Source organism: Providencia sp., from assembly GCF_003533305.1.
GTDB lineage: Bacteria > Pseudomonadota > Gammaproteobacteria > Enterobacterales > Enterobacteriaceae > Providencia.
In genome coordinates, this window is record NZ_DOEH01000031.1 from 145,845 (window position 1) to 157,885 (window position 12,041).

9 protein-coding genes are annotated in these 12,041 nt (G+C 41.4%); all 9 read left to right on the plus strand.

The window, feature by feature from the left end; translation table 11 throughout:
* Window positions 1–34: 34 nt before the first annotated feature.
* The 9 genes from pbpC to der all read left to right on the plus strand — a co-directional run bounded on the left by pbpC (window position 35) and on the right by der (window position 11,911).
* Window positions 35–2,356 carry a peptidoglycan glycosyltransferase PbpC gene (gene pbpC / locus DD649_RS19075; protein ID WP_294110616.1) on the plus strand — a complete coding sequence of 774 codons (2,322 nt, stop codon included), beginning with the start codon at window positions 35–37 and terminating at the stop codon, window positions 2,354–2,356.
* A 237-nt stretch (window positions 2,357–2,593) separates the two neighbouring features.
* Window positions 2,594–3,019 carry a nucleoside-diphosphate kinase gene (gene ndk, locus DD649_RS19080; RefSeq protein ID WP_294110618.1) on the plus strand — a complete coding sequence of 142 codons (426 nt, stop codon included), beginning with the start codon at window positions 2,594–2,596 and terminating at the stop codon, window positions 3,017–3,019.
* A 277-nt stretch (window positions 3,020–3,296) separates the two neighbouring features.
* Complete coding sequence (locus DD649_RS19085) at window positions 3,297–4,478, plus strand: bifunctional tRNA (adenosine(37)-C2)-methyltransferase TrmG/ribosomal RNA large subunit methyltransferase RlmN (protein ID WP_336431050.1); 1,182 nt, start codon at window positions 3,297–3,299, stop codon at window positions 4,476–4,478.
* 196 nt (window positions 4,479–4,674) lie between these two features.
* On the plus strand, window positions 4,675–5,643 hold the full coding sequence (gene rodZ / locus DD649_RS19090; RefSeq protein ID WP_294110622.1) for a cytoskeleton protein RodZ: 969 nt from the start codon (window positions 4,675–4,677) through the stop codon (window positions 5,641–5,643).
* 160 nt (window positions 5,644–5,803) lie between these two features.
* Complete coding sequence (gene ispG, locus DD649_RS19095) at window positions 5,804–6,925, plus strand: flavodoxin-dependent (E)-4-hydroxy-3-methylbut-2-enyl-diphosphate synthase (protein ID WP_294110623.1); 1,122 nt, start codon at window positions 5,804–5,806, stop codon at window positions 6,923–6,925.
* Between the two features lie 262 nt (window positions 6,926–7,187).
* A complete protein-coding gene (gene hisS, locus DD649_RS19100) occupies window positions 7,188–8,465 on the plus strand; it encodes a histidine--tRNA ligase (protein ID WP_294110625.1) in 1,278 nt (425 codons plus the stop codon).
* A 10-nt stretch (window positions 8,466–8,475) separates the two neighbouring features.
* Entirely contained in the window at window positions 8,476–9,099 is a 624-nt protein-coding gene (locus tag DD649_RS19105) for a tetratricopeptide repeat protein (protein ID WP_294110627.1), read from the plus strand.
* Between the two features lie 20 nt (window positions 9,100–9,119).
* On the plus strand, window positions 9,120–10,292 hold the full coding sequence (gene bamB, locus DD649_RS19110; protein WP_294110629.1) for an outer membrane protein assembly factor BamB: 1,173 nt from the start codon (window positions 9,120–9,122) through the stop codon (window positions 10,290–10,292).
* A 140-nt stretch (window positions 10,293–10,432) separates the two neighbouring features.
* Window positions 10,433–11,911, plus strand: coding sequence for a ribosome biogenesis GTPase Der (gene der / locus DD649_RS19115; RefSeq protein ID WP_294110631.1), 1,479 nt, complete (start codon window positions 10,433–10,435; stop codon window positions 11,909–11,911).
* The last annotated feature ends 130 nt before the right edge of the window (window positions 11,912–12,041 follow it).

The window sequence follows — 12,041 nt, forward strand, 5'->3', positions numbered from 1 at the left end:
AGGGCTTTCTTCTTAACTAGCGGTACATTCATCAATGAAAAAATGGTTACGTCGCACTGGATTGACTCTCGTGTTTCTGGTGATTTTGTTGCCTTTATTATTTTTGGCAGCAGATAAAATTTGGCCATTGCCAATTAAACAAGTTGAAATGGCACGAACCGTTGTCGCGGCTGATGGGACGCCTCTTTGGCGCTTTGCCGATAAAGACGGTATTTGGCGCTTTCCGGTTAAACTGGATGAAGTATCACCTGAATTTATTGAAGCGCTACTGACTTATGAAGATCGTCATTTTTATCGTCATCCGGGTGTGAATCCCTTTTCACTGGTGAGAGCAACTGGGCAGTTTATCAGTTCAGGACGAATTGTCTCTGGCGGTAGTACTATCTCTATGCAAGTGGCTCGGTTAATTGACCCGCATGACCGCACGCTTTTGGGCAAATTGAAACAGTTGTGGCGTACTGCGCAACTTGAATACCATTATTCAAAAGATGAAATTCTTGAAATGTATCTCAATCGGGCGCCTTATGGTGGAACGATTGAAGGAATTGGCGCAGCAAGTTGGGTTTATTTGAATAAATCTCCCGCTAAATTGACCTCCAGTGAAGCGGCATTATTTGCTGTTTTACCTCAAGCCCCTAGTCGTTTAAGGCCAGATCGTTACCCTCAACGGGCTCAAATTGCACGTGATAAAGTCTTAGATAGGCTTGTCGAGTATCAAGTTTGGAGTGCTGAAAAAGTTGCAGACATCAAACAAGAGCAAATTTGGCTAGCTCCACGCAAAAATCCACATTCAGCGCCTTTGTTGGCTCGTCGAGTTGTAAAAGATACTCAGGAGCCTGTCATTGAAACAACCATTGATACGAGTTTACAAAGCCAATTGGAAGAGATGGCGTTAAATTGGAAAAATCAGCTACCTAAACAAACCTCCCTCGGCATATTAGTTGTTGATCATACTGATATGAGCGTGAAAGCGTATATTGGTTCGATAGATTTTCAAGATGACAGCCGTTTTGGTCATGTTGATATGATAAGTGCTTGGCGCTCACCCGGTTCAACATTGAAACCATTTTTATATGCATTAGCAATGGATGATGGGCTTATTCATGCGGAATCATTATTACAAGATGTTCCTCGGCGTTTTAACGACTATCGTCCTGGTAATTTTGATAGTGGTTTTAATGGTCCCGTTAGTGTGAGCGATGCCTTAGTGCGTTCGCTAAACTTACCTGTTGTGCAATTACTGGATGTTTATGGGAGTAAACGATTTACGGCGCAGTTACGTAATGTTGGTACTGAGTTACGTTTTCCTATGGGGAGCGAGCCCAATCTATCATTAATCTTAGGCGGTACTGCAACGAGAATGGATGATTTGGTCGCTGCCTATAGTGCATTTGCTCGCCAAGGTAAGGTTTCTCCTCTTCGTTTTAAACCGACAGATACATTGCGTGATAGAACATTAATTTCACCGGGAGCGGCTTGGATTATTCGTCGCATTATGGGGGGAGAAGCGCGACCAGTACCGGATATGAATTTATCGGGACAATTAAATTTGGCGTGGAAAACCGGTACCAGTTATGGTTATCGCGATGCTTGGGCTATTGGCGTTAATCCTCGCTATACCATTGGTGTTTGGGTTGGACGTCCTGATGCGACGCCAGTGGCAGGGCAGTTTGGTTTTGCCACAGCAATTCCAATTATGAATCAAGTCAATAATATGTTGTTGGCGAGAATATATCAGTCCCACGAGCCGTTACCGAAAGATACTAAACCTGCTAGTGTGAGCCAAGCGGTTATTTGCTGGCCGGGTGGAACCGCGTTACTTCAAGATGATAATAATTGTCGCCAGCGCCGTTTGAGTTGGATTTTAGATAATACAATTCCGCCAACGCTAATGGCAAAAGACCAAGAATCATTATTGGGATTAAGACAAAAAATTTGGTTGAACGACAAAGGTTTACAAGTTGCGGCTGATTGCCCAAATGCGACAGAAAAAGAGGTCCATCTGTGGCCAATTACTGTTGAATCATGGCTTCCAGCAAGCGAGAAACGAGAAAACCGTTTACCAAAACCAGATTTAGCTTGCCCTCCACTTAAACTTGAAATGCCGCCATTGCATATTTCGGGTATTCGAGATGGTGAGGTGTTACAGCGATTACCGGGCAAAACCAGTTTAGACTTGCGCCTAGTGACTCAAGGTGGTCAGGGGAATAAATGGTGGTTTTTAAATGGCGAGCAAGTCAATGAAACTGAACATAATGGCAGTATTTTACTGACGTTGGATAAGGTCGGAAACTATCAGATTTCAGTATTAGATTTGAGCGGACAGGTGACAGCATTAAACTTTAGAGTTAAGTAGTAGACAAAAAGTGTGACTTAGTCAAAAAAATAGTATTTTTTGCTACGAAAAGTTTAACAAAATGTTGATATGACTGTAGGAAATTGTAACTGTAACCCCTATAATCAACGCCTTATTTTCTGCTTCCTTGGATCAGGAATAGAAATAATATTAAAACTAAAACAGACTCATATTTTTATACTCTTGATATAAAAAGAATAAAAAATTAAAGTCAAATAAAACGCTAAGAGGTTATTTATGACGGTTCAACGTACATTTTCAATTATCAAACCAAATGCAGTGAAGAAAAATGTGATTGGTGCAATCTATCATCGTTTTGAAAGCGCTGGCTTTTCTATTATTGCTGCTAAAATGATGCATTTGACGCGTGAACAAGCGGAAGGTTTTTACGCAGAACACAAAGGTCGTCCTTTCTTTGACGGTTTAGTTGAGTTCATGACTTCAGGTCCAATCATGCTGCAAGTTTTAGAAGGTGAAAATGCAATTCAACGTCACCGTGATCTGATGGGCGCAACAAACCCAGATAACGCTTTAGCCGGCACTTTACGTGCAGATTATGCTGATAGCTTCACTGAAAATGCAACACACGGTTCTGATTCTGAAGAGTCAGCAGCACGTGAAATCGCCTATTTCTTCGCTGAAGATGAAATTTGCCCACGTTAATACATAAATTTAGCGTGTAATAATTGTAATGCATTAGCATTATGATTATAAAGTTTGTACAATGCTCGCCCTGTTAATCTATTTATAGGTTAATAGGGCAGTTTGTTTTTTATAGCAACTCGAATTATTTAGCGTGCTATTAGTGTTTTTCGTTAAATTGAAGGCTCTATTACTGCCAAATGCTCCTATAATTTTTGTTATAAAATACGTTCTATTTATTTATATATGCTGTGCTATTATTAGCGTCGCCGAAAGTGTAATAACGAGGCAATACACCATGTCCAATACGACTACCAGCGCACAATGTGCCACTTCTTCTGCTATTTCTGTCACGCCAGAAAAAAACAATCAAAAAATTAATCTACTTGATTTAAATCGCAAAGAAATGCGTGAATTTTTTGTTCAATTAGGTGAAAAACCCTTTAGAGCTGATCAAGTGATGAAATGGATTTATCACTACTGCTATGATGATTTTGAGCAAATGACCGATATCAACAAAGTGCTTCGTACTAAGCTACAGGCCATTGCTGAGATTCGTGCGCCCGAAGTTTCTGAAGAACAACGCTCATCTGATGGCACCATCAAATGGGCAATCGCCGTTGGCGATCAACAAGTTGAAACGGTTTATATCCCTGAGGATGACCGAGCAACCCTATGTGTATCATCACAAGTGGGTTGTGCTCTTGAATGCAAATTCTGCTCAACGGCTCAGCAAGGATTCAATCGTAATTTACGTGTTTCTGAAATTATTGGCCAAGTATGGCGTGCGGCTAAAATAATTGGCTCATTAAAATCCAGTGGTCGTCGTCCAATTACTAACGTTGTAATGATGGGAATGGGTGAACCATTACTTAATCTGAATAATGTAGTGCCTGCCATGGAAATTATGCTTGATGATTTTGGGTTTGGTTTATCTAAACGCCGAGTGACAATATCGACATCAGGTGTTGTTCCTGCTCTCGATAAACTCGGTGATATGATTGATGTGGCATTAGCGATATCGTTACATGCGCCTACAGATGATATCCGTGACGATATTGTGCCTATTAATAAAAAATACAATATCGAAACTTTGTTAGCGAGTGTTAATCAGTATCTGACTAAATCGAATGCAAACTCAGGCCGTGTAACCATTGAGTATGTCATGTTAGATCATGTCAATGATAGCGTTGAACAAGCCCATCAGTTAGCTGAGTGCTTAAAAAACACGCCAAGTAAAATTAATTTGATTCCTTGGAACCCGTTCCCTGGCGCACCTTACGGGCGCAGCTCGAATAGTCGTATCGACCGGTTTTCTAAAGTATTGATGGAATATGGATTTACAACAATAGTACGCAAAACTCGTGGTGATGATATTGATGCTGCTTGCGGACAATTGGCTGGCGATGTTATCGATAGAACGAAGCGGACATTGAAAAAACGCTTAGTCGGGGAACCTATTGAGGTAAAAGCAGTCTGACTTATAGATAATATCTAATCAGTGAGTTAGGTTATGATTCGGGGTATTTTATGGTTAGGCAAAATACCCTTATTCACCTACAATAGTTGGAGCAATAAATTTAATTGTTGCTTCATAGCTATGATGAACTAAGACGAATAAAGCGCTGTAAAGTTTGCTTTATATTTTTTCAACTTGGAAATAGTGCTATCAGCAAATGACTATCGAAAATAATAGCGAACAAACTAATGTCACTGTAGGACAATTATTATCACAAGCGCGTGAGCGTAAGGGCTTATCTCAAGAAACTGTTGCGGAGAGGCTTTGCCTGAAGATCAGTACAGTAAAAGAGATAGAACAAGATATTCATCCAACCGGTGTAGAACCTACTTTTTTACGTGGCTATATTCGATTATATGCTCGTATGGTGAGTATTCCCGAAAGTGAAATACAGGTTTTATTAAAAACAGATGAGCCTATCCAAGTTTCAAATGTTTCCCCAATGCAAAGTTACTCTTTGGGTAAAAAACGCAAAAAACGCGAAGGTTGGTTAATGAAACTGACTTGGTTGATTGTTATTGTTTTGATAGCAATGGTTGGTTTTTGGTGGTGGCAAGATCATAACGCTCAAAAAGATGAGCTGGTTACAATGGCAAATCAAAGTGATTTGATTTTATCTCAACAAAGTAGCGACACAAATCCGGTTGAGTTATCAAGTCCATCTGTAGATACGCCAGTGGCTAATCCTGTTACTAATCCGGTCGTTAATAATGATACTGTTGATGGCGCCGCCGCTACATTAACTCAAGATCAACCTTTGAGTATTCAAGATACCGAAGTGCAGCCAGTTAGAACTATCCCATTGCCAAATACACAGCAATCAACGCCTGCTGTTAATCGAATTCAATCTGCTGAAACTGTCGATGCTGCGCCTGTTAGCACGAGCGCATTGGCATTGAATTTCAGCGGAGCCTGCTGGTTAGAGATCCGTGATGCGAATAATAAAATCGTTTTCAGCGGAACTAAAAATAGCGGTGATAAATTAGAGTTAAATGGTACACAGCCTTTTCGCTTAAATATTGGCGCGCCAGCGAATGTGACTATTCAGTTTCAAGGTAATACCGTTGATCTTAGCCGATTTATTAAAGCCAACCGTCCAGCTAGATTAAAACTACCAGAAGCTTAATTGGTAAGAATAATGCAAAGAAGCAGACTATATCCTAAAACCTCTTTTGTGATAGTTTATAGTTTGCTTTCTTGTGTATAGTGGAATGCGTAAGAAGTAAAAACCATACATTATACTAAAGTATTAAAGAGCACATGGACGTTTGGAGAATTAACAAAAAATGCATACTGAATCACCGATAAAAAGACGCAAATCCACCCGTATTTATGTAGGCAATGTGCCTATTGGCGATGGCGCACCTATCGCCGTTCAATCAATGACGAATACGCGCACAACAGATGTTGATGCGACTGTTCGTCAGATTCAAGCGTTAGAGCGTGTTGGCGTTGATATCGTACGTGTTTCTGTTCCGACGATGGATGCCGCAGAATCATTCAAACTCATTAAGCAACGTGTTAACGTACCATTAGTGGCTGATATTCATTTTGACTATCGTATTGCCTTAAAAGTTGCGGAGTATGGTGTTGATTGTTTACGCATTAACCCCGGAAATATCGGTAGCGAAGAACGTATTCGCCAGGTTGTTGACTGCGCTCGTCATTATAATATTCCAATCCGTATTGGTGTAAATGGCGGCTCATTAGAAAAAGATATTCAAGAAAAATATGGTGAACCGACCCCTGAAGCGTTGGTTGAATCAGCAATGCGCCATGTTGATATTTTAGATAGACTGAATTTTGACCAATTCAAGATTAGTGTTAAAGCTTCTGATGTTTTCTTGGCTGTCGGGTCTTATCGCTTGCTAGCAACTAAAATCGATCAGCCTTTGCATCTAGGAATTACTGAAGCAGGTGGCGCACGTGCCGGTTCTGTAAAATCAGCTATTGGTCTTGGTATGTTATTGTCAGAAGGTATCGGTGATACTTTACGTATTTCATTAGCCGCAGATCCTGTTGAAGAAGTTAAAGTGGGCTTTGATATACTGAAATCGTTGCGTATTCGCTCCCGTGGTATTAATTTTATTGCCTGCCCAACTTGCTCGCGTCAAGAATTCGATGTAATTGGCACGGTGAATGAATTAGAGCAGCGTTTAGAAGATATTATTACGCCAATGGATGTTTCTATTATTGGTTGTGTGGTGAATGGCCCAGGTGAAGCTGAAGTCTCAACGCTGGGTGTTGCCGGTGCAAAAACGAAAAGCGGTTTCTATGAAGACGGTGTTCGTCAAAGAGAGCGTTTTGATAACAATAATATTATCGATCAGCTTGAGGCCAAAATTCGCGCTAAAGCGGCGATGCTTGATGAAAGTAATCGTATAGAAGTTAATTTGCTCGAAAAATAGTATTGGACAACTGGCTCGAATGAGCCAGTTTTTATATACTCGTCATGCTTCAAGTTGTAGTGTAGTTATTCGCATTCAACTTGAGTTATTTTTTGAGTGTAACGGCGTTTTTGATTGGCCGATTTTTGAAATTTTAAGTGCTAATGGTGTAAATCAACAGAATAATCCCGATTGCAGGGACTAAATACAGTTTGTTGATTGAACCTGAAGATACTTCGCTCTTATAATCGAACTTATGTAATTCTGAAAATAGAGAAATAAAGTGGGAAAAAATATCCAGGCCATTCGTGGCATGAATGATTACTTGCCAGCTGATACCCGAGTATGGCAAAAAATCGAAGCAACATTGAAAAATATTTTACAGGGTTATGGTTTTAGTGAAATTCGTACCCCGATTGTAGAGCAGACCCCGCTATTTCGTAGAGCGATTGGTGAAGTTACGGATGTCGTTGAAAAGGAAATGTATACTTTCAATGATCGTAATGACGAAAGTCTGACTTTGCGGCCTGAAAATACTGCCGGTTGTGTACGCGCAGGTATTGAGCATGGTTTGCTGTACAATCAGGAACAGCGTTTATGGTACTTGGGGCCAATGTTCCGTTATGAACGCCCTCAAAAAGGCCGCTATCGCCAATTCCACCAATTAGGTGCAGAAGTTTTTGGTTTAGCCGGTCCTGATATAGACGCAGAAGTTATTTTAATGACTGCACGCTGGTGGAAAGCATTAGGGATTAACGATCACGTAACGCTTGAACTGAACTCAATTGGTTCACTTGAAGCACGTGCTAACTACCGTGATGCATTAGTTGCATTCCTTGAGCAGCATAAAGAAACGCTCGATGAAGACTGTAAACGTCGTATGTATACTAATCCCTTGCGTGTCTTGGATTCAAAAAATCGTGATGTGCAAACACTATTAAATGATGCACCGGAGCTATTTGACTACCTCGATGCGGAATCACGTGAACATTTTGACGGCTTATGTAAGCTGTTAGATAGCGCTGGAATTCAATATCGGGTGAATCAACGTTTGGTTCGTGGCCTAGATTATTATAATCGTACCGTGTTTGAGTGGGTGACAACTGCACTTGGCTCTCAGGGGACGGTTTGCGCAGGTGGTCGTTATGATGGTCTGGTCGAGCAACTTGGTGGTCGTGGAACACCTGCTGTTGGCTTTGCTATGGGCATGGAACGTATGGTTCTACTGGTTCAAGAAGTTAACCCAGAATTTATCGCAGATATGTCAGTGGCTGATGTTTATTTGGCTTCATTTGGTGAAAATAGCCAACAAGCTGCATTGTTAGTGGCTGAAAAAGTACGTGATGAGTTGCCAACACTGCGTTTGATGACCAATCATGGCGGCGGCAACTTTAAAAAACAGCTTGCAAGAGCCGATAAGCAAGGTGCTAAAATCGCACTTATTTTGGGTGAAGACGAAATTCAAAATAGCCAAGTGACAATCAAAGATTTGCGCACGGGCAACCAAGAAACCATTTTACAGCAATTAATGGCATCGCGTTTAGCTGAGCTGTTAGGTTAAGGAGAGACAAGTGGAAGTCTATACAAACGAAAATGATCAAGTCGATGCGATTAAGCGTTTTTTTGCTAATAATGGTGTTGCATTAGTGGTTGGCCTTGTCATCGGTGTGGGTGGCGTATTTGGTTGGAATTACTGGCAATCTCATAAAACTAACGTTTTGCAAGAAAGTGCTCAAAAATATGAAGCTGTTAGCACTCAGTTGCATTCAGGAACTGTTCAAGGGATTGAAGCCGCACAAAAATTTGCGGCGGAAACAGATGATGTTTATAGCGCAATGATGGGGCTTGAACTTGCTCAGATTTCAGTGGATAAAGGCGATTTGGCTAATGCACAAAAAGCATTAACTTATGCTTTAGCGAAAGCTAAAACCGTCGATATGCAAGATTTAATTAGTTTTCGTTTAGCCAGAGTCCAATTGGCTCTTGGTAATCTAGACCAAGCGATGACGTCGATTGAAAATATTAAAGGTAAGTCATGGCAGGCTGCTGCACAGGATGTCCGTGGTGATGTTTTGCTCCAAAAGGGTGATAAAGCAGGCGCGAAAGCGGCGTACACTCAGGGGTTAGAAAGTGATGGTTCTCAATCTCTCAGAGGCATTTTAACTCTGAAATTGAACAACGTATCTAATTCATAAGAAGAAAGGAAACGACAAACATGCAGTTGCGCAAAACTCTCTTGATTGGCCTAGTCGCTTCAGCTTTACTTGCCGGTTGTTCTAGCGAAACTGATTCTATTATCATGGCTCCGCTACCTCAGGTTGAAAATCAATTTACCCCATCTATCGTTTGGGATAAATCAGTGGGTAATGGTACTGAACAATTTTATTCAGAGCTGTCACCAGTATGGGATGGTACTGCTGTCTATGCCGCCGATCGTAAAGGTCTAGTTAAAGCACTAGAGCTTGATAGTGGTAAAGAAATTTGGTCTGTTGACCTCTCTAAGCGTACAGGTTTCCTTTCTGCGAATTTATCTGCGCTGTTATCCGGTGGCTTGACTATCTCTAATGATAAAATTTTCATTGGAACTGAACGCGGTACCGTCATTGCTTTGAATAAAGAAGACGGTCAGGTTGTTTGGGATGTTCCAGTCGCAGGTGAAGCATTATCTAGACCTGTGGTGAGCAATGATCTCGTGATGATCCACACCAGTAATGGACAACTGCAAGCGTTAGATGAAAACAGCGGTGAAATTAAATGGACAGTGAACATGGATACGCCTTCATTGTCTTTACGCGGTGAATCAGCGCCTGGTGTCGCCTTCGGTGCCGCCATTGTTGGTGGTGATAATGGTCGAGTTAGTGCTGTATTACTTTCACAAGGTCAGCTGATTTGGCAACAACGTATTTCTCAAGTAACAAGCTCTACCGAGATTGGCCGCTTGGATGACGTTGATATGAGCCCAATTATTGATGACGGTAAAGTTTATGCAATCGCATATAACGGAACATTAGCGGCTTTGGATATGCGTTCAGGTCAAATTCTGTGGAAACGCGAATTAGGCTCAGTGAATAACATGGTGCTTTCGGGCGAGAATCTTTATCTTGTTGACCAGAACGATCGCGTATTATCCGTACGTAAGAGTGATGGTGTGACTCTGTGGACACAAGAAGATTTGCTCAACCGTGGTTTATCAGCGCCTGAAATGTTTAATGGTTATTTAGTGGTGGGTGACAAAGAAGGTTACCTGCACTGGTTGGATATGGCTACTGGCGGTTTTGTCGCGCAAAACAAGCTAAACAGCTCTGGTATTCATAGTCGCCCAGTTGTTGCTAGTGATAAATTAATGGTTCAGGCAAGAAACGGAACGGTTTATCTGTTAACGCGTTAATTTCCTGACAAGTTGTCAATTTATCGATAAAATTAACGGTTCCTGAATCAAGGAACCGTTTCGTTTTTTTGTTTTCTGAGTGTGCTTGTACATATGCGTCAGAATTCTTTTAGTTAATTAAAGTTGTGAGGCATCTAAGAATGATACCCGTCGTAGCGCTGGTTGGGCGTCCAAACGTAGGAAAATCCACGTTATTTAACCGATTAACCCGTACCCGTGATGCACTTGTAGCGGACTTTCCCGGTCTGACTCGTGATCGTAAATATGGTCGTGCCGAAGTAGAAGGGCATGAATTTATTATTATCGACACAGGGGGTATCGATGGTACAGAAGAGGGCGTAGAAACGCATATGGCCGCGCAATCGTTACAAGCGATTGAAGAAGCCGATGTCGTCCTATTCATGGTCGATGCGAGAGCAGGGTTAATGCCTGCTGATGAAGGTATTGCAAAGCATTTACGTAGCCGCAAGAAAAAAACTTATCTCGTTGCAAATAAAACTGATGGTATCGATGCAAACACAGTTATCGGTGATTTTTATTCGCTGGGTCTTGGTGAAATTCATCCAATAGCCGCTTCCCATGGCCGCGGTGTGACTCAATTGATTGAGCACTCATTAAAACCTTTCATCGAAACTGAAGATGAAGATGTTGAGCTCACCGATGAAGAAGAAAATGCCGCCTACTGGGCTGCGTTGGAAGCTGAAAATGAGCTTGCAGAAGAGGAAGAAGATGATTTCGACCCAACAACATTACCGATAAAATTGGCAATTGTTGGGCGTCCTAATGTGGGCAAATCTACCCTCACAAACCGTATTTTAGGCGAAGATCGTGTTGTTGTCTTTGATATGCCAGGCACGACTCGCGATAGTATCTATATTCCGATGCAACGCGACGAGCGCGAATATATATTGATTGATACTGCGGGTGTGCGTAAACGCGGTAAAGTGACTGAAACAGTTGAAAAATTCTCAGTAATTAAAACGCTGCAAGCTATTGAAGATGCAAACGTTGTTTTACTGGTTATTGATGCACGAGAAGGTATCTCAGACCAAGATTTGTCTTTATTAGGCTTCATTCTTAATGCCGGCCGTTCTTTAGTGATTGCGGTCAATAAATGGGATGGTATGAAGCCTGAAGATCGTGACCATGTCAAAGATATGCTTGAGTTACGTCTTGGTTTTGTTGACTTTGCACGTATCCATTTTATCTCTGCATTGCATGGTAGTGGTGTGGGTAATCTGTTTGAATCAGTGCAAGAAGCTTATGAGTCAGCGACACGTCGAGTTGGAACCGCATTGTTGACACGCATTATGAGCATGGCAGAAGATGAACATCAGCCGCCGCTTGTTCGTGGTCGTCGTGTGAAATTAAAATATGCGCATGCGGGGGGACATAACCCACCAATCGTCGTTATTCATGGTAACCAAGTCACTGATCTACCTGATAGTTACAAGCGTTATTTGATGAATTATTTCCGTCGGTCTTTAAAAGTGATGGGTACACCGATTCGCATTCAATTTAAAGAAGGCGAAAACCCATATGCAAACAAGAAAAATAAACTAACGGCAACTCAGCTACGTAAGCGTAAGCGCCTGATGCAGCATATGAAAAAACGCTAGTTTTAAAAGCGAATGCGAAGGTAATTAATTACTTTCAGCAAGCTACTAAAAAGCCGTAACAAATTCATGCTGTTACGGCTTTTTACTATATTTAATGAGTTATGTTTTTCTTGCAGTTCTGAAAGTATAG

Bases quoted from the DNA above. Each gene is read 5' to 3' on its own strand.
- pbpC (WP_294110616.1), top strand. From the start codon at position 35: ATGAAAAAATGGTTACGTCGCACTGGATTGACTCTCGTGTTTCTGGTG.
- ndk (WP_294110618.1), top strand. From the start codon at position 2,594: ATGACGGTTCAACGTACATTTTCAATTATCAAACCAAATGCAGTGAAG.
- DD649_RS19085 (WP_336431050.1), top strand. From the start codon at position 3,297: ATGTCCAATACGACTACCAGCGCACAATGTGCCACTTCTTCTGCTATT.
- rodZ (WP_294110622.1), top strand. From the start codon at position 4,675: ATGACTATCGAAAATAATAGCGAACAAACTAATGTCACTGTAGGACAA.
- ispG (WP_294110623.1), top strand. From the start codon at position 5,804: ATGCATACTGAATCACCGATAAAAAGACGCAAATCCACCCGTATTTAT.
- bamB (WP_294110629.1), top strand. From the start codon at position 9,120: ATGCAGTTGCGCAAAACTCTCTTGATTGGCCTAGTCGCTTCAGCTTTA.
- der (WP_294110631.1), top strand. From the start codon at position 10,433: ATGATACCCGTCGTAGCGCTGGTTGGGCGTCCAAACGTAGGAAAATCC.